Annotated in this window: 15 protein-coding genes and 1 pseudogene; 9 read left to right on the top strand and 7 right to left on the bottom strand. The window is 73.8% G+C overall.

Annotated features, from left to right (window positions below; translation table 11 throughout):
• Together ACWER9_RS27455 and ACWER9_RS27460 are read left to right on the top strand one after the other, a co-directional pair.
• Positions 1 to 661 (top strand): ABC transporter ATP-binding protein (locus tag ACWER9_RS27455; RefSeq protein ID WP_452304563.1); only part of this gene is annotated, 661 nt, incomplete at its 5' end.
• Between the two features lie 117 nt (positions 662 to 778).
• Positions 779 to 3,322, top strand: a complete 2,544-nt coding sequence (locus ACWER9_RS27460; RefSeq protein WP_452304564.1) for a hypothetical protein — start codon at positions 779 to 781, stop codon at positions 3,320 to 3,322.
• 53 nt (positions 3,323 to 3,375) lie between these two features.
• On the opposite strand, the gene mug is transcribed toward ACWER9_RS27460, so the two are convergent.
• The 6 genes and pseudogenes from mug to ACWER9_RS27490 form a co-directional block, all read right to left on the bottom strand.
• Entirely contained in the window at positions 3,376 to 3,987 is a 612-nt protein-coding gene (mug, locus tag ACWER9_RS27465) for a G/U mismatch-specific DNA glycosylase (RefSeq protein ID WP_452304565.1), read from the bottom strand.
• On the bottom strand, positions 3,984 to 4,745 hold the full coding sequence (locus ACWER9_RS27470; RefSeq protein WP_452304566.1) for an SDR family oxidoreductase: 762 nt from the start codon (positions 4,743 to 4,745) through the stop codon (positions 3,984 to 3,986). Before ACWER9_RS27470 ends, mug begins: the two co-directional genes overlap by 4 nt.
• Positions 4,730 to 5,275: a hypothetical protein gene (locus ACWER9_RS27475; protein WP_452304567.1), complete on the bottom strand. Its 546-nt coding sequence runs from the start codon at positions 5,273 to 5,275 to the stop codon at positions 4,730 to 4,732. Before ACWER9_RS27475 ends, ACWER9_RS27470 begins: the two co-directional genes overlap by 16 nt.
• Positions 5,272 to 6,090: a DUF692 domain-containing protein gene (locus tag ACWER9_RS27480; RefSeq protein WP_452304568.1), complete on the bottom strand. Its 819-nt coding sequence runs from the start codon at positions 6,088 to 6,090 to the stop codon at positions 5,272 to 5,274. The genes ACWER9_RS27475 and ACWER9_RS27480 overlap by 4 nt, the downstream gene beginning before the upstream one ends.
• A pseudogene (locus tag ACWER9_RS27485) lies at positions 6,087 to 7,009 on the bottom strand (TIGR04222 domain-containing membrane protein). The gene ACWER9_RS27480 and the pseudogene ACWER9_RS27485 overlap by 4 nt, the downstream one beginning before the upstream one ends.
• 79 nt (positions 7,010 to 7,088) lie before the next feature.
• Positions 7,089 to 7,661, bottom strand: a complete 573-nt coding sequence (locus ACWER9_RS27490; RefSeq protein WP_030337284.1) for a TetR/AcrR family transcriptional regulator — start codon at positions 7,659 to 7,661, stop codon at positions 7,089 to 7,091.
• A 77-nt stretch (positions 7,662 to 7,738) separates the two neighbouring features.
• Here ACWER9_RS27490 and ACWER9_RS27495 point away from each other — a divergent pair, with 77 nt between their 5' ends.
• The 3 genes from ACWER9_RS27495 to ACWER9_RS27505 all read left to right on the top strand — a co-directional run bounded on the left by ACWER9_RS27495 (position 7,739) and on the right by ACWER9_RS27505 (position 10,404).
• On the top strand, positions 7,739 to 8,599 hold the full coding sequence (locus tag ACWER9_RS27495) for a carbon-nitrogen hydrolase family protein (protein WP_452304569.1): 861 nt from the start codon (positions 7,739 to 7,741) through the stop codon (positions 8,597 to 8,599).
• A 65-nt stretch (positions 8,600 to 8,664) separates the two neighbouring features.
• On the top strand, positions 8,665 to 9,309 hold the full coding sequence (locus ACWER9_RS27500) for an HAD family hydrolase (protein ID WP_124821981.1): 645 nt from the start codon (positions 8,665 to 8,667) through the stop codon (positions 9,307 to 9,309).
• Positions 9,310 to 9,471: 162 nt separating this feature from the next.
• Positions 9,472 to 10,404 carry a serine protein kinase RIO gene (locus tag ACWER9_RS27505; protein WP_452304570.1) on the top strand — a complete coding sequence of 311 codons (933 nt, stop codon included), beginning with the start codon at positions 9,472 to 9,474 and terminating at the stop codon, positions 10,402 to 10,404.
• Between the two features lie 44 nt (positions 10,405 to 10,448).
• Here the strand turns inward: ACWER9_RS27505 and ACWER9_RS27510 are convergent, their stop codons facing one another.
• On the bottom strand, positions 10,449 to 10,697 hold the full coding sequence (locus tag ACWER9_RS27510) for a DUF2630 family protein (RefSeq protein WP_285797710.1): 249 nt from the start codon (positions 10,695 to 10,697) through the stop codon (positions 10,449 to 10,451).
• 435 nt (positions 10,698 to 11,132) lie between these two features.
• On the opposite strand from ACWER9_RS27510, the gene ACWER9_RS27515 reads away from it, so the two are divergent.
• The 4 genes from ACWER9_RS27515 (at position 11,133) to ACWER9_RS27530 (ending at position 17,661) form a co-directional block, all read left to right on the top strand.
• On the top strand, positions 11,133 to 12,470 hold the full coding sequence (locus ACWER9_RS27515) for a cytochrome P450 (protein ID WP_452304585.1): 1,338 nt from the start codon (positions 11,133 to 11,135) through the stop codon (positions 12,468 to 12,470).
• Complete coding sequence (locus ACWER9_RS27520; protein WP_452304571.1) at positions 12,467 to 13,384, top strand: terpene synthase family protein; 918 nt, start codon at positions 12,467 to 12,469, stop codon at positions 13,382 to 13,384. The genes ACWER9_RS27515 and ACWER9_RS27520 overlap by 4 nt, the downstream gene beginning before the upstream one ends.
• Positions 13,377 to 14,990 carry a prenyltransferase gene (locus ACWER9_RS27525; protein WP_452304572.1) on the top strand — a complete coding sequence of 538 codons (1,614 nt, stop codon included), beginning with the start codon at positions 13,377 to 13,379 and terminating at the stop codon, positions 14,988 to 14,990. The genes ACWER9_RS27520 and ACWER9_RS27525 overlap by 8 nt, the downstream gene beginning before the upstream one ends.
• Positions 14,991 to 15,114: 124 nt before the next feature.
• Positions 15,115 to 17,661 (top strand): nitrate- and nitrite sensing domain-containing protein, encoded by a 2,547-nt coding sequence (locus ACWER9_RS27530; RefSeq protein WP_452304573.1) that lies wholly within the window; start codon positions 15,115 to 15,117, stop codon positions 17,659 to 17,661.
• Positions 17,662 to 17,663: the final 2 nt, after the last annotated feature.

A 17,663-nucleotide genomic window follows, 5' to 3' on the forward strand; every position in this document is an offset into this window, starting at 1 on the left:
CGGGCAGGTGCTCGTCGGCGGGGTGGACGTCCGCGACGCGACGCTCGCCTCCCTGCGGGACGAGATAGGCGTGGTCACCCAGGATTCGCACCTGTTCCACGAGACGATCGCCGAGAATCTGCGCTACGCCAAGCCGGACGCCACCGACGACGAGATCTGGGCGGCGTTGGCCGGGGCGCAGGTGGCCGATCTGGTTCGGGCGCTGCCCGACGGTCTGGACACCACGGTCGGGGAGCGCGGCTACCGGTTCTCCGGTGGCGAGAAGCAGCGCATCGCGATCGCGCGACTGCTGCTCAAGGCCCCGTCGATCGTGATCCTCGACGAGGCGACCGCACACCTGGATTCGGAGAGCGAGGCGGCGGTGCAGCGGGCACTGTCGGTGGCGCTGGCCGGGCGTACCGCGTTGGTGATCGCGCACCGGCTCTCCACCGTGCGCGACGCCGACCAGATCCTGGTCCTCGACGGTGGGCGGATCGTCGAACGCGGGCGGCACGAGGAGTTGGTGGCGGTGGGCGGGCTCTACGCCGAGCTGTACCGGACCCAGTTCGCGGTCGCCGACTCGCCGACCCCGTTCGTCGACGCGACCGGCCCGGAGCCGGTGGTCATGCCGCTTGGCACCTACCGCGCCGACGAGGTGCTGCCGCCGGCCGCCGCCAACTGAGGCCTGTCGACCGCTCACTCGCGGATGCGTGTCGGTCGCCTGCTCTACGGTGTGCGCCGTGCAGACGTACCGACACCTCCAGCCGTGCGCCCCGCTCGCCGTCACGGAGGTGCGGCCGTGACGCACTTCCTGAGGTGCCTGGGCCTCGGCAACGTGTCCGCCGTCGGTGAGCTGCTGAGCACACTCGACGAACCGGCCCGACGGGCGCTCGGCGACGAGCTGGCGGCCCATGTGCGGAGTCGGCGGGACACCTGGTGGGCGGACAAGGAGGCGACCGCCCTGGCGGTGGCCGCGGTGGGCACGGTGAGCACCGCCACCAAGACCGCGGCCCTGCTCGGCCGGCGGTCGGTCGAGCTGGGCAACGTCGACCCGCAGCCGGTGATCGCGGCGGCCCGCCTGCGGGGCGTGCCCTGGCTGGCCGAGGTGGCATACCGGCTGGCCGAGCGGTTGCCCCGCAGTCGCTCCTGGAGCGGATGGCACTTCATCGCCGCGCTGTTGCGTGCCGAGCGGGCGACGCCACCCACCGGGGACGCGTTCGTCGCCGGGTGGGCGCAGTCGCTGTGGACGGCGCGGTTCGAGAGGCAGCCGCAGACTCTCGTCGACCGGCTCCGCGCCGACCCGTTCCTGGACACTCTGTTGCCCCGACTGTTCGAGGTCGACGGGATCGGCCTCGACCTGACGTTCAACGGCGCCGGGCAGGGGGTGGCCCCGGCGTTGGTGACGCTCGCGACCGAGGGGCGGCTCGAACGGTCGATGCTGCTCGACGGGGTTCTCGGCCGGCTGCTGCGCGGCGACCGTCCGGGCGCGCTGCGACCGTTCCTCACCCTGCACGACCTGCTGGCACCCACACCGGCCGAGGTGACGGCGCGGGCGAGCGCGTACCTGCGGTTGCTCGCCGACGCGCCGGGCCCGGTGGCCGGGCTGGCGCAGCGGGCGCTGCGTGACGCGGGCAACGACCTGGACCTCGAGTCGGTGCTGGACACCGCGCCGGTCGTGCTGGGCCGACCGGAGAAGACACTGGTACGGGCACAGTTGTCCTGGTTGGACCGGCTGGCCCGGCAGCGCCCCGAGCGGGCGGCCGACATCGCCGAGGTCCTGGCGTCGGGCGTCGCCCAGACCTCCGCCGATCTGCGGGACCGCGCGGCGGCGCTGGCCCAGCGGCACGGCCACCGACCGGTCGCCGAGGTCGTGGTGGTGGTCGCCGGCGACGAGCTGCCGCCGCCGGTGTCACCGGCGTCCGTGCCGCCGCCGATCACCGACGTGGACGAGTTGGCGGAGGAGGTCTCCGGGCTGCTCGGTCGGCACTGGCCCGCGATGGTGCTGGAGCGGGTCCTCGACGGGCTGGTCCGGTTGGCCAGCACCGAACGGGGCCGGCTGGCGGCCGCCCTGTCGCCGGTGCTGCGCCGCGCGGAGGTCCAGGGGCACCACGGCAGTTGGTCGGCGTTCAACCTGAGGGCCCAACTGAACGGCGTGCTGTTGGCCGCCGCCGACCCGGCGGGGGCTCAGCTCCGGCGCGAGCAGTGGTCCCGCATCCTCGGCCAGCGGACGACCTGGTCCGAGCGCTTCCTGCGCCGCCGATCGAGCATCGACCCGTCCACGCACTCGCCGCTCACGCGAATCTACTGTTCCCGACTCGCGGAGATCGGGCAGCGGCTGGACGGCTCGGACGACCCCGGGCTGCTTGCCGCCCCGACGTCGAGCACCGGGGCCGTCGACCCGGCGACGCTCTACGAACGGCTTGTCGCGCTCGGCGACCGGCCGGCGTGGCGGTGGGACCTCACCCAGGCCCTGCTGCGGCTGCCTGTCGGTGCGGACGACGCGGTGGCGACCCGCGCCGCGGCGCTCGGTGCCGCCGCCGGCGACGAACTGGCCGGTTGGCTGCGCGGTGGCGCCCTTCCCGCGCCGGTGCAGCAGGTGGTCGCGGTCGGCCGGCGTGAGCGCAACGGCAGGTACGACTTCGGCTACGACCGCCTACCCGCGCGGCGCACCGTCGTCACCACCACCGCCCCCGAGGGCGTGGCGGACCCGCTCGGCCTGCTCACCGTGCCGGCCCGCGCCGTCGGACAGGGGCCCACGGACTGGAGCGACCTGTGGCCGGCGCTGCTGCCGGGGCATCGCGGTCTGGTCGCTGCCCGCCTGTTGCCAGGTGTCGCCAGCGCCGCCCAGGAGGACGCCGACGGGCTCGCCGCGATCCTGCCGCAGCTCGCCGAGTGCGCCGGCATCGGCGGGCCGGCGTTCGACCTGGCGCTGGCGTACGGGCTGTGCGCGCGACACGAGGCGGACCGGGTCGCCGCCCTCGACGCCCTGCTGATGGTGGCGGCGGCCGGCGAGTTGGACGCGCCGGGCGTCGGCGGGCGGTTGGGTGCGCTGGCGGCGGACAACCAGGTGACGCTGACCCGGGCGGTGACGCCACTGCGGGACGCGGTCGCGGCCGGTGCCCGGTCGAGTGTGTGGCGGCTCCTCGCCGCCGCGTTGCCGCCGCTGCTGGCCGGGTCGACTCCACCCCGCGGCACGCCGGACCTGCTCACCCTGGCAGCCGAGACGGCCGGCGCGACAGGCGTCCGGATCGAGCTGCCGGGGCTTGCCGACGTGGCGGCGCGGGGCGGCACGAGCCGGTTGGTGACCGAGGCCCGCCGGCTGCACACCGCGCTGACCACCTGACCCGCCGGTCGCGGAGCAGCACGCCCGCGTCGGGTGACGGACCGGCTGCGCGGTCAGGGGGTCGTCGGCGGCGGGCGGCGGTCCGGCAGTTCCGTCGCCACCCGCAGCTCGGCGAACGCCAGCCCCAGCGTGACCGGGGTGAAGTGCGCGTTCAGGCCGCTCGGGTTGGGCAGCACCCACAGCCGGGCGCCGGCCAGCGTCTCCGGTTGCGGCCCGAAGGCGGCCTTCGGCCGCTGGAAACCGATCCGGTACGCGGTCACGCCCACCACCGCCACCCAGCGCGGCCGGTGTCGGGCCACCTTGTCGGTCAGGATGGCCGCGCCGTCGAGGAGTTCCCCGGTGCTCAGCTCGTCCGCGCGGGCGCTGGCCCGGGCGGCCATGTTGGTGATGCCGAGCCCGAGCGCGGGCAGCTCGTCCTGCTCGCTCGGGTGCAGCAGTCGGGGGGTGAACCCACCCCGGTGCAGGGCGGGCCAGAACCGGTTGCCGGGACGGGCGAAGTGCCACCCGGTCGCGGCCGACCACAGGCCGGGGTTGATGCCGACGAAGAGCGCCGCCAGCCCGGGCGCGAGGACGTCGGGAATCGTCAGGTCCGCAGCCGCCGCCAGGTCCGCGCGGGTCGGCCGGCTCCGGCGGGAACGCCGCGCCTCGACCGACTCGGGTGTCACAGCCCGCGCAGCGCGCCGCCGTCGACCGGCACGGTGATCCCGGTGAGGTAGCTCGCGGCGGGGGAGAGCACGAACGCGGCCACCCGGCCGAACTCACCCGGGTCGCCCAGGCGGCGCAGCGGGATGCTGGCCTCCGCCTCGGCCTGGGCGCGCTCCGGGTCGCCGGTCGCGGCGAAGAGTTCCCGGTTGCGGTCGGTCAGGATCCGGCCGGGCAGCAGCCCGACCACCCGGACTCCCCGGGGCCCGTAGTCGTCGGCGATGTCCTTGGCGGCGCCGACCAGGCCGGGCCGGAGACCGTTGGAGATGCCCAGACCGGGCACCGGGCCACGGGCCGAGGTGGAGAGCACCAGCCCGATCGCACCGCCTTCGGGCAGCGCGGCGGCGATCGTGCGGACGGCGCGGATGGTGCCCAGGAAGACGGTCTCGAAGGAGAGCCGCCACTGCTCGTCGCTGATCGCCGCGGCGTTGCCCGCCGGTGGGCCGCCGACCGAGATCAGCGCGCCGTCGAGTCGGCCGAAGTGCTCCTGGGCGACGGCGACGAGCTGCCCCGGGGTCTCCGGGTCGGTCAGGTCCGCGGTCACGCCGACGGCGTGCTCCGGGCCACCCAACCGCTTCGCGGCGGCGGCCACCGCCTCCGGGTCCCGAGCGGAGAGCACCACCCGCGCACCGTCGGCGACCAGGCTCTGCGCGGTCGCGTAACCCAGGCCGCGGGAGGCGCCGGTGAGGACGTAGACGCGGTCGGTCAGTCCGAGATCCATAACTCCGATCCTGCCGCATCCCGCACGCTGTCGCCAGCACGGGTGGACGCCCGTGGTGCGGGGCGCAGCAGGCGTACCCGACCGGCGATCTGCACCGCGACGGCGCCGCCGGCGCGGCCCACCGCCGGCGCCCGACGCGGGCGCGGCGCCCGGAGCCCGTCGTAGCGCAGGCGTGCCTCCCGGACGGCCAGCTCCTCGGCGGCGGCCGGGGGGAGGGCGTGCCGTTCGTGCAGCGTCCGGGCCAGGTCCCAACCGTCGCGTAGCGATCCGGCGGTGGGTCGGCGGGCCGCCCAGTCGGCGAAGGTGGTCGACCAGTCGGCACCGAGGCCGGCGGCGAGCAGTGGCCAGTGCCGGGCCACCTCGCCGGCCCGCTTGCGCAGCAGGGCCGCGCGGGTGGCGGCAAGCGGGCCCGGCGCGAACCCCGCAGGTGGCTCACCGCCGGCCACCAGCGCCGCGACCAGTTCGGCCTGCCGCTCGGCGAGGCCCGCGCGGGGGATGGGCGCGGGGTCGCCGCCGGGGGCGGCCGTCATGTGATGGCCGGGAAGCCCGCGGCGGCGGCGAGGGCGTCCAGTTCGGTGCGGAGTGCGGCGGCCGGCGGGTAGTGGCCGTCGCGCTCCAGCAGCAGCGCCGGCGGTCGTCGCCGGGCGCAGAGCGCGCCGACAAGGTCAAGCACCGCCGCCGGCACCGGGTCGGTGTGGGTGTCGTGGTAGTAACCGCCGTGCTCCGCACCGCCGGCCACGTGGGCGTACGCGACCCGCTCCAGCGGCAGACGGTCCAGCAACGCGAGCGGGTCGGTGCCCCGGTTGCGGGCGTTGGCGTGCACGTTCGCCACATCCAGCAGCAGCAGTGCTCCGGTCCGGTCGGGGATCTCGGTGAGGAAGTCCGCCTCGTCCAGCTCGTCGTCGGGCCAGTCGACGAGCGCGGCGATCGGTTCCAGCGCGATCGGCACCGGAAGCTCGGCCTGCGCCCGGGCCACGTTGGCGCAGACCGCGCCGACGGCCTCCCGGCTGCGCGGCAGCGGCAACAGGTGACCTGCCTCCAGTCCGCCGGCCCGGACGAACGCGATGTGCTCGCTGACCAGCGGGGCGTCCAGGCGTCGCGCCACCGCGGCCAGGTGGGCGACCCGGGCCGGGTCGACCGGCTCGGCGCCGCCGAGGGAGAGCCGCACCCCGTGCGGTACGACGGTCACCGCGCGTTCCCGCAGGTGCGCCAGGCCGGGTGGGAGTGGCCCGCTGGCGGGCACCCCCTCGGCCACCACCTCGACGAAGCGCAGGCCGGGCAGCTCGGCCACGAAACCGGCGATCTCCGGCCGCCAGCCGATGCCGACGCCGGACGGGCCGGTCATCCGCCGCACCCCCCGCCACCGCACCCGCCTCCACCGCCGCAGGAGCTGCCACCGTCCGAGCCGGAGCTGTCACCACCGCCGGAGGACCCGTCGGACCCTCCGGACCAGCCGCTGCCGGCGGCGGCCTGGCGCTGGATCTCGGCCTGCTCGGCGAAGCCCGGGTCGAGCGCCCAGAGCGAGGCGGTGCCGTACAGGGCCACGCCCATCGCCGCGCCGGCCGCTCCGTAGGTGGCGTAGGCCGGCGCGGAGGCGGGAGCGAGGTGGGTGTGCTGGCTGCGGACGGAACGCAGGGCGGCCCGACCGGCTCGGGTGAGCATCGGGACCCGGCGCAGCACCAGCGTGACGATCAGGAGCGCGACCAGGGTCAGCAGCAGGTAGCCGACCGGACGGCCGCTGAACAGGCCGGAGACCAACCGGAGCACACCGAGACCCAGCAGGGCGATCAGGAGCGTGGCCCAGAAGCGGGCTCGGGCGCGCTGCGCGTCGTCGGTGAGCAGTCCGCGCTCTCCAGGCCGTTGCGGATCTGGTGCAGCGCGACGCGTACGCGCTCGTCCTGCGGCAGGTCCCGGACGCGTGCGTGCTGGTGAGCGGCCCAGTGGATGGCCTGGTCCAGTGGGGTGAGCCCGGTCGGCGCGGCACCGACGGTGGTCAGTCGACGGTCCGGTCGTACGCCGACCGCCCCGCTGCCGCGCAGCCCGCCGAGCGCCGCGTGCACCGCGAGTTGGGGGCCACCGTTGAGGTACGCGACCTGCTGCGGGCCGAGGGGCTCGGCGGTCATGGCGGCGTTCGACCCGGCCGCCAGACGGATCCGCTGGTACGCCACGATCGCCACCACCACGATGGCCGCGACGATGTAGTACCGGAGGAAGGTCGGGCCGGAGATGCCCCAGGTGTCGCCGGACGCGGCGTGGACGGTCATCGGCTGCTCCTGTCACCGGAGGGATCGGCGGCCCCATTGTGGAGCAGCCGCGCCACGGTCGACGGACCGGTGTGCGCGGTCAGTGCCGGCGGACCGCCTCCTCGACGAGGTCGAGCACCGGGCCCAGGTCGCCGGCCGGTCGGCCCATGGCCAGGTGCAGCACCAGGCCGTCGTAGGCCAGCTCCAGGAACTGGGCCAGCACGTCGATCGGGACGTCCTCGCGGAGCACTCCGGCGTCGCGTTGGCGGGCCAGCCGGTCACGGGTCGCCTCGGCGATCGCGGCGGACCGCTCCGCCCAGCGCTTGGCGAACGCCGGGTCGGTGCGCAGTCGACGGGAGACCTCCAGTTGGCTGCCCAACCAGCCGGTGGTGTCCGGGGAGACGGCACGGGCGAGGAGGTCGCGCATCACCTGCACCAGACCGTTGCGGGCCACCGTTTCGACCATGGCCGCGGCGTCGTCCTCGGCGACGGCCAGAAAGAGCGAGTCCTTGTCGCGGAAGTGGTGGAAGATCGCGCCACGGGACAGGCCGGTGGCCTCCTCGAGGCGGCGTACGGTCGCTCCCTCGTAGCCGAGCCGGGCGAAACACGCCCGGGCCGCGGCGAGGATCTCCTGCCGCCGCGCATCGAGCTGGTCCTGGCTTACTCTGGGCACCTGCCGATCGTCGCAGGTCACCCCGGGGCACGCAAACCGTACGTACGGCTTGGGATGGCGCCGACTACGATCGCCCGGTGACCCAGCCCCACACCGTGCCCAGCTCCCCGCTGGCCGTGGCCACCATCCAGGCCACCCCCACACCGGGCGATGTCGCCGGCAACACGGTCGTCGCCGCCGACCTGGTCCGCCAGGCCGGTGAGCAAGGGGCCCGGGTGGCCGTCCTGCCGGAGTTGTTCCTCTGCGCGTACCACCCGCCGGCCCTCGCCGCCGACCCGGCCGGCACGGACGTCGCGGCCGACCCGGCCGGGATGGTCGCGGATCCCCGGCTCGACCCGCTGCGCGTCGCGGCGCGCGAGGCCGGCGTCACCGCCCTTGTCGGCGCGGCGGTCCGGCACCCCGACGGCCGGCGGACCATCGCGGCACTCGTGGTGGACCGGGCCGGCGGGGTGCGGGTCGGGTACGACAAGCAGCAGTTGTGGGGTGACGAAGGGGAGCTGTTCAGCCCCGGCGACCGAGGTGCCACCCTGCTCGTCGACGACTGGCGGCTCGGGCTGGGCATCTGCTACGACGGCTGTTTCCCCGAGCACGGCCGGGCCGCCGCCCTCGACGGCGCGCACGCGTACCTGTGCCCGAGCGGATACCTGGCCGGCTCCGAGCACCGCCGGGATCTCTACTACGCCGCGCGGGCCCTGGACAACACGATGTTCGTGGTCTTCGCCAACGCGGTCGGCGGTGTCGACCCGTGGCGGTTCAACGGCGGCGCGGCCATCTACGACCCCGAGGGACGGGTGCTGGCCCGCGGGGGCGACGACGGCCCGGCGGTGCTCGTGGCGACGCTGGATCCCGCCGTGCTCGCGGCCACCCGGGCAGCCCACTCGATGCTCGTCGATCGGCGCTCGGACCAGGGCGGCCCCCGGGTGTCGATGCCCGGCTGAGCCCTTCGTCAGGTCGATACCCGCCGCATCTGTTGGCGGACACGTCGGTCCCGTAGGGTGCCCGAGTGCCACTGCTCCTGCTGGACCTGGACAACACCCTGCTGGATCGGGCCGGGCCGTTCCGCCGCTGGGGTGAGCGCTTCCTGGACAGCATCGGCGCGCCCCACACCGACATCGACTGGCTGGTCTCGATCGACGCCGACGGTCTGACCGACCGCTGGGACCTCGCCGACGCCATCCGGGACCGCTACGAGCTGCGCATTCCCTCGATCGACCTGGTGGAGGAGCTGCACGACGGGGTGGTGGCGCAGACCCGGCTCGACCCGCTGACCGCCTGCGCGCTGCGCATCGCCGACGACGCCGGCTGGGTGCCGGTGGTGGTCTGCAACGGCACGGTACGCGTCGAGGACGCCAAGATTCGCCGTACCGGGCTGGACCAGTACGTCGCGGACTGGGTGATCTCCGAGGAGGCCGGCGTCAGCAAACCCAACCCGAGGATCTTCGCGCTCGCCGCCCAGCGGGTCCGGATGCCGCTACGGGGAGCGTGGGTGATCGGCGACAGCCCGGAGGCCGACATCGGCGGTGCCGCCGCCGTCGGGCTGCCCAGCGTATGGCTGCACCGGGGGCGCACCTGGTCGGACGTCCGGTTCGCGCCGAGCCGCACCGTGGACGGGTTGATCGCCGCGGTCGCCACCGTCCTCGCCCGCTGAGGCGGTAATTCGGTTGACCACGCGTGGTGCGACGACGAGCATTGTCCGCGCATCGTGCATCCCGGGCGTGCGCCCGGTCGAGGAGAGGGGGTCGGTCATGGCCGTCTTCGCAGGTCGCTTCCAGCTGCCTATCTCAGCCTCGACAAAGGGAACCTCACCACAGTGCGCGATCATGACCTTCCGGCGCTGGAGCGCCGGACCCGCGGCAAGAGCCGCTTCGACGACGACGAACCGCAGTTTCTGAAGCGCGGGCGGCCGAGCGAGCCGCTCGCCGACCCGGACAGCGAGCCCGACCCGGACACCGGTGAGCGCTGGTCGTCCTGGGACGACGCCGTGCACGGGCCACAGCCGCACCCGGCCTGGCTGGTCACCGAGTTGGCCGCCAAGGACTCCGAGTTGGGTGTGCTGAAGACCGGCAAGGAGGCGGACGTCCACCTGGTCCGCCGGGCGGTGCCCGACACCGACAGGTCCTGCCTGCTCGCGGTGAAACGCTACCGCGATCCCGAGCACCGGCTGTTCCACCGCGACGCCGGCTACCTGGAGGGCCGTCGGGTGCGCCGGTCCCGGGAGAACCGGGCGATGGCCGGCCGGACGGCGTTCGGCCGGCAGATGATCGCCGGGCAGTGGGCCGCGGCCGAGTTCGCCGCGCTGAGCCGGCTCTGGGAGATCGGCGCCGGGCACGATCGGATCGCCGTGCCGTACCCGGTGCAGTTGCGGGGCACCGAGCTGATGCTCGAGTTCGTCGGTGACGCCGAGTCGGGGGAGGCGGCACCCCGTCTGGCCCAGCTGCGGCCCGGCCCGACGGAGCTGAGTGACCTGTGGGCCCAGTTGGTGGAGGCGCTGCGGGTGCTGGCTCGGGCCGGTTACGCGCACGGCGACCTGTCGCCGTACAACCTGCTCGTGCACCGGGGGCGGCTGGTCGTGATCGACCTGCCGCAGGTGGTCGATGTGGTGGCGAACCCGCAGGGGCCGGAGTTCCTGGCCCGCGACGTGCGGGTGGTCGGTGCCTGGTTCGCGGCCCGGGGCCTCCCCGCCGAGCAGGTCGACCCCGGCCTGTTGACCGGGGAGTTGCTGCGCGAGGCGGGTCTGCGCTGATCGGAGCGGGTCGGGCGGCCGGAGCGCCCGACCCGCCACGTCGGCTACTGCAGGTAGCGCTCCACCTCGGGCTTGGGCCGTTCGCCCTGGGCGTCCGGGTCGCCGTGGGTCTCCCGGGCGGCCCGTCGGCGGCGTAGCAGGTCCCAGCACTGGTCGAGCGACTCCTCCAGGGCGCGCAGTCGCTCGCTGGCCTCGCCCTCGGTGCCCGACTCGTGGGCCTGCGCTTCGGCGCGCAGCTTGTGTTCCTCGTCGACCAGCTCGGAGATCCGGTTCAGGATGGTCTTGTCGTCCATGTCACAGAGCCTGGCACAGGGTGCCGGGCGTCGCCCGGATTCGGGGGTACCGGTGCGTCCCGGGTCACGTGCACGCACCGGGCAGACCGACGTCTGCCGGCTGGTGTCGAGGTCACGGCCGGGCGGCGGCGGCTCCGGCCGTCCCGGTGGTTGGTCGCTCGCCCGTCGTGATGCCGGACCTGAACGTCCATTCAGGATTTGCTCGACCTGGGACATCGACGAGTGTGCACGCCCTTAGATGGAAATTGCGCTCTCCGCAAGTCTGGAGGTGCCCCTCGTTTGGTGAGATGCTTCCGTCGGCCCAGAAGGTGAAAGTTTCATCAGCCTGCCCGACCGAAGTGGACCGCTGAGGTCGTCGGGGCGACGAGGAGACGTGGTTCGATGTCGCAGGTGTCCGAGGCGCGCCCCGTCACCGTCCGCACCGAGCCTCGGACGATCCCGTTACGACGCGTTCTCCCGGCGCTGGCCCGTGATCCGCTGGGTGCGCTCGTCGACTTCGCGCAGGACGCCGGCGGTGACGTCGTCCGGCTCAACCTCGGCTCGTTCCGCCCCTATCTGGTCAGCCATCCTGAGCACCTGCAACGCGTTCTGCGCGACAACGTTGCCAACTACACCCGGGACGGCGACGGGTTGCTCTGGCGACCCGTACGCCGCATCGTCGGTGACGCCATCCTGGTCGCCGAGGGTGAGATCTGGGAGTCCAGCCGAGGCGCGCTGCAACCGTTGTTCACCGCCAAACGGGCCGAGACACTCGTCGACAAGATGGCCGAGGCGATCAACGAGGCGGTCGACGAGTGGCTCGAACCGGCCCGCGCCGGCCGTCCGATCGACGGCGGCGGCGAGCTGACCCGGATCGTCCTGCGCACCACCATGCGGGTGCTCTTCGCCGACCGGATCTCGGTCCCCGACGCGCTGCGGATCAGCGCCGCGCTGGACACCCTCACCACCGCGATGCTGCCTCGACTGCTGATGCCCGCCGTGCCGTACGCGGTGCCGATGCCCGGCGACCGGCCCTTCCGCGAGGCGGTGCGCACCATCGACGAGGTGGTGCTGCCGATCATCCGGGAGGCCCGGGCCCACCCCGGCGAGGGTGACGACATCATCTCCACACTCTGCCGGCCGCGCGCCGACGGCAGCGAACCCGACGAGTACGCGATCCGCGGCGACGTGGTCGCGATGTTCTCCACCGCCACCGAGACCACCATCGCCCTGCTCTCCTGGCTCTGGCCCGTGCTGGAGTCCCGACCCGACGTGGCTGAGCGGATGACCGACGAGATCGAGCGGGTGGTCGGCGCCGAACGGGTCGGCCGCGAGCACCTGCCTCAGCTGCGCTACGGCCGGATGGTGCTCGACGAGATGCTGCGGCTCTACCCGGCCGGCTGGATGATCCCCCGCACCGCGGTCGGCGACGACGTGCTCGGCGGGGCGCGGATCAAGGCCGGCGGCACCGTGCTGGTCAGCCCGTACGTCACCCAGCGGATGTCGACGTTCTGGACCGACCCGGCGCTCTTCGACCCGGAGCGGTTCGCGCCGGAGCTGCCCCGGCGGCGCTACCGCTACTCCTACTTCCCGTTCGGCGGGGGCCCGCACCAGTGCCTCGGGCAGTACCTGTTCCTGCTGGAGGCCCAGCTCATCGTCAGCACCGTGTTGAGCCGCTACCGCTTCCGGCTGCGCGAGCCGGTCGACCTCACCCCCCGACTGGGGGCCTCGCTGCAACCCAAGCAGCGCGCCGAGGTCATCCTCACCCCGGTCGAGCGCCCGGTCGCGTCGTGACGGAGACCCCGCGACCGGCGCGGGCCGGTCAGGACACGGTCGCCGAGCAGGGCCGGGTGTGCGCGCTCGCCGTCCGGGGCGTACGCGACCTTCAACAGGTCACCGCCGCCCACCCCGAGCTGTTCGACGCCGCGCCGTTCGACCCGGCGATGCTCAGTTCGGTGGCCAGCGCGGTCGCAGTCGTCGCGCCCTGGCACACCGCCGCCGAACTGCGGATCACCACGCGTACCGTGCTGTGGGTCTTCGCGGTCGACTGGCAGGTCGACTACCTCGCCCGGTCCGTGGACGACGTCCGGGAGGTGGTGACCGACTGCCTGGCGGTGGCCGACGGCGCCGCGCCGCCACCGGGGCGGCACCTGGCCCGGCTGCTTGCCGACCTGCGCGACGAGCTGGCCACCGTGCCGGCGTTCGCGCGGCTGCGGCCGATCTGGCGCGACGAGTTGGCCCGGATGCTCGCCGCCATGGCCCGGGAGTGGGACTGGAAGAACCTGCCGACCGACCCGACCACCGGGCGACGCCTGCCGGACCTGGACCGCTACCTGGAGAACGCCGACAACTCGGGCAGCAGCTTCGTCAACGTCACCCACTGGATCGCCACCGGCGACGAGCGGACCCTCGCCCAGTTGACCGACCTGCTGGACGCCGGGCGTGGGGTGCAGCGGGTGCTGCGGTTGGTCAACGACCTCGCCACGCAGGTACGCGACGCCGAGTGGGGTGACCTCAACGCCCTCTCGCTCGTCGACGACCCGGCGCAGGTGCACGACCGGCTGGCCGAGTTGACCGCCCGGTCCCGGGGGGATCTGGCCGCTCTCGCCGACAGGTGCCCCCGCCAGGCGGACTACCTCAACCGGCAGATCTCCTTCACCGGCGGCTTCTACCAGGTGTCGGACTTCTGGGGGGTACGCGATGAGTGACTGCGCCACCCGGGTCCTCGCCGACGCGCCGACCGCCGCCCCGGTCGCCGACGCCGCCCGCGACCTGATCGCCGGCCTTGGTCTGCGGCCGTGGGGGCAGGTCGCCGCGTCGGTGTACGAGACCGGGCGGCTGGTCGCCGTCGCCCCCTGGCTCGACGGGCACCACCGGCGGATCGCGTTCCTGTTGCGCAGTCAGCGCCCGGACGGTGCGTGGGGCCCACCCGAGGGGTACGCCCTGGTGCCGACGCTGAGCGCCACCGACGCGCTGCTCGCGGCACTTGCCGGCGGCCGGGCCGGAGCGACGGTGCTCGCCGCGGCGGCCCGAGGGCTCGACGCCCTCGCCGACGCGCTGCTCCCCAGCGACGCCCGGACCCTGCCGGACACCCCCGCGCTGGACCTCATCGTTCCGGCGCTCGTCGACACCATCAACGACCGGCTCGCCGGGCCGGGGCGGGCCACCACCGCTCGACTGGCCCGCCCGCCGTTGCCGCTGCCTCCCGGGCTCAACCGGGATCGGCTGCGCGCGGTGCGCCGCGCGGTGGCCGCCGGAGCGCCGCTGCCACCGAAGCTGGCCCACTTCTACGAGATCCTGGACGCGGTACCCAGCGACGCCGGCCGCACGCTCACCGCGGTCGGCGCCTCACCCGCCGCGACCGCGGCCTGGCTGACCGTGGCCGGCCCGGCCGTGGGCCCTGCCGCGTACGCCTTCCTGCGGGCGTTGATCCGCGACGGTGGCGGCCCGGTGCCCTGTCCGGCACCGATCACCGTCTTCGAGCGGGCCTGGGTGTTGAACGGTCTGTCCCGCGCCGGGTTCACGATCGACCCACCGGCCGTCGTCCTGGAGAGCCTGACCGCTGCCACCGCCGGCCAGGGCATCGCCACCGGCGACGGCCTCCCGACCGACGCCGACACCACAGCGGTGTCCCTCGGCGCGTTGGCCCGGCTCGGCCGTCCGGCGGATCCGGCCAGCCTGTGGGCGTACGAGACGGGTGAGGGTTTCTGCACCTGGCCGGGGGAGGATGGCTTCTCCGTCACCACGAACGCCCACGTGCTGGACGCATTCGGCCACCACCTGGCCCGGCACCCGCACGCGGGCGCGCGTTACCACCGGGCGGTCGACCGACTGAGCGTGGTGCTGACCGGGCGTCAGCGCGCGGACGGCGCCTGGCAGGACCGGTGGCACGCCTCGCCGTACTACGCCACCGCCTGCTGTGTGCTGGCGCTCGCCGAGTCTGGGCGGGGCGCGGCCGCCGCCGAGGCGGTGGATCGGGCGGCCGGTTGGGTGCTGAACAGCCAGCGCCCGGACGGTTCGTGGGGGCGGTGGGACGGCACCACCGAGGAGACCGCGTACGCCCTCCAGGTGCTGTTGACGGTGCCGACGACGGTGCCACGGGTCGACGAGGCCGTGGCGCGTGGGCACGCCTACCTGCACGAATCCGCAACACGGGAGCACCCTCCACTGTGGTACGGCAAGGAGCTGTACTGTCCGACAGTCATCGTTCGCGCCACAGTGCTCGCCGCCTGCCGGCTGGCCGGCATCCGTGCCTCCGGCCTCGACCGATCGGTTGTGGATTGCGGTTACCAGTCAACAAAAACAGCAACTTGAGGGGTTGTGTGGACACTGCTAGCGTACGCAGAGCCTCAGCCCTGGATGCCCTGCTGTGGTGGGACGTCGCCCCCTGTGATCATTCGTTGATGAGCTGAGTCAACGCCCAGCCTGGGACGGTTCAATGCGCTCTCGCGGTACGAGTATCCGCACCAAGGTTGTCGCCCTGCTGCTGTCCCTGGTTGCGCTCTGGATGTTCGCGGCGTGGGTGACCCTGCGCGACGGCTTCAACCTGCTCGGTGTTCAGGTGATCAACACCAAGGTCTACGAGCCGAGCGAGCCGCTGTTGCAGGAGCTCCAGGTGGAGCGCCGGTTGACTCAGGCGTACCTGAGTAACCCCGAGGCCGCGCAGCGGACGGCGCTGGAGGCCCAGCAGGGCAAGACCACGGAGTTGGCCGCCGCCTTCGCCGCCTCGGCGCGCGAGTGGCAGGTCGACATCGCCGGCAGCTCCGCGTTGGACGACCAGCTCCAGGTGACGACCGCCCAGGTCGACACGTTGAAGCAGACCCGCGCCGAGGTGCTGGAGCGCAAGATCGACCGGGTCGCCGCCGCCGAGGCGTACACCGACGCGATCGAGTCGATCTTCCAGGTCTACGACGTGACCGGCAGCCTGGACGACAAGCAGATCGCCGGCGAGGCGGCCGCCCTGATCCAGCTCAACCGGATGAAGGAGCTGATCTCCCAGGAGGACGCGCTGCTCAGCGGCCTCTTCGGCAACGGTCGGATGAGCGGCGCCGAGTACGCCCGCTACGTCGCGCTTGTCGGCTCCGAGCGGTTCGTCGGCGAGGAGACCCGGGTCCGGCTCGCCGACTCCGACAAACGCCGTTACCAGCAGCTCGTCGAGGGCGAGGCGTTCACCCGACTGCGCGCCGTACAGGACAGCATCATCCGCGAGGGCCGACCGTCGACCCAGCTGCCGATCGACGCCGAGCAGTGGCGCGGCACCGTGGAGCCGGCGCTGGCCGAGGTCAACGACGTCGTGCTGTCCGGCGGTGAGGGCATCGTGGACCGGGCCACCGGCGTCGCCGTGATGGTCGTCGTCCGGCTGGTGCTCGCCACAGGTCTGGGCCTGCTCGCCGTCATCGCCTCCGTCGTCGTCTCCATCACCACCGCGCGGAACCTGCTGCGCCAGCTCGAGCGGCTGCGGCAGGCCGCCTGGCAGCTCGCCGACGAGCGGCTGCCCCGGGTGGTGGAGCGGCTCGGGCGCGGCGAGGAGGTCGACGTGGCCACCGAGGCGCCCCCGCTGGAGTTCGGCACCGACGAGATCGGCCAGGTCGGCAAGGCGTTCAACGCCGTGCAGGAAACCGCCCTGCGGACCGCGGTCGAGCAGGCCGACCTGCGTCGCAACGTCCGCGAGGTCTTCCTGAGTCTGGCCCGACGCACGCAGGCGCTCGTCCACCGCCAGCTCACCCTGCTGGACGCGATGGAGCGCCGGGAGCACGACGCGGAGGAGCTGGAGGACCTGTTCCGGGTCGACCACCTGGCCACCCGGATGCGGCGCAACGCGGAGAACCTGATCGTGCTCTCCGGGTCCACCCCCGGCCGGGCCTGGCGACGCAACGTCCCGATGGTCGACGTGGTGCGCGGCGCCGTGGCCGAGGTGGAGGACTACACCCGGGTCAACGTGCTGCCGCTCGGGCCGGTCTCGCTCGCCGGCCGCGCGGTCGGCGACGTCATCCACCTGCTCGCCGAGCTGATCGAGAACGGTCTGTCGTTCTCCCCGCCACACACGACGGTCGAGGTCCGTGGCCAGTCGGTCGCCAACGGGTTCGCCATCGAGATCGAGGACCGGGGCCTCGGCATGAGCGAGGGGGACCTGGCCGCGGCGAACCACCGGATCGTCGACCAGTCCGAGCTGAACCTCGCCAACGCCTCCCGCCTGGGCCTCTACGTGGTGAGCCGGCTGACCGATCGGCACGGCGTGCGGGTACGGCTCAAGGAGTCCGCCTACGGCGGCACCACGGCTGTCGTGCTGATCCCGCTGGAGTTGGTCACCGAGGCCGATGCCTCCCCGGAGGACTCGGGCTCGTTCCGGGCCGGCTCGGCCATCCCGGTGCCCTCGACGCCCGCCCCGGACACCAGCCGTCCGGCGTCCCTCGCACCTGTCGCGCTCGCCACCGCGACGACCACCGCATCGGAGGCAGCGGTGCCGACGCCGGCCGACTCCACCACCGTGACGAGGGACGACGAGACCGAGGCGGACGGTGGTCTCCCCACCCGACAGCGGACCACCCCGGCACCCGGCACCCCCGACCTGCCCACCCGCGCCCGGCGCGGCCTGACTCAGCCGGCGCTGGAAGCCCCGACCGTGCCCACCGGCCTGCCCGCCGTCGACCGCCCCCGCTCGAAAGGCCGTGACCCGGAGCCGGTCGAGGCCGGCGACGGTGGTCCGGTGCCCGCCCCGGCCGAGGCGGAGCGGACCGACTCGGGCCTGCCTGTCCGGGTCCGACAGGCGAACATCGTTCCCGAGTTGCGAGACGACCCGGCGGTGTCCGAGACCGACGACGAGGATGTGGTGCGTCCACCGGAGCAGGTTCGCCGGATGATGAGCTCCTACCAGACCGGTACCCGGCGTGGTCGCACCGACGCGGCTCGGCTGCTCGGCGGTGCCTCCGGCACCCCGGCGGCAACGCCGCCCGAGCCGACCGACGAGGATCCACAAGCGACCTGACC

It is taken from the genome of Micromonospora sp. NPDC003944, from assembly GCF_053605225.1.

Coding starts and splice junctions, on each gene's coding strand:
- ACWER9_RS27475 (WP_452304567.1), bottom strand. CDS start 5,275: ATGACGGCCGCCCCCGGCGGCGACCCCGCGCCCATCCCCCGCGCGGGC.
- ACWER9_RS27530 (WP_452304573.1), top strand. CDS start 15,115: ATGCGCTCTCGCGGTACGAGTATCCGCACCAAGGTTGTCGCCCTGCTG.
- ACWER9_RS27525 (WP_452304572.1), top strand. CDS start 13,377: ATGAGTGACTGCGCCACCCGGGTCCTCGCCGACGCGCCGACCGCCGCC.
- ACWER9_RS27510 (WP_285797710.1), bottom strand. CDS start 10,697: ATGGACGACAAGACCATCCTGAACCGGATCTCCGAGCTGGTCGACGAG.
- ACWER9_RS27470 (WP_452304566.1), bottom strand. CDS start 4,745: ATGGATCTCGGACTGACCGACCGCGTCTACGTCCTCACCGGCGCCTCC.
- ACWER9_RS27480 (WP_452304568.1), bottom strand. CDS start 6,090: ATGACCGGCCCGTCCGGCGTCGGCATCGGCTGGCGGCCGGAGATCGCC.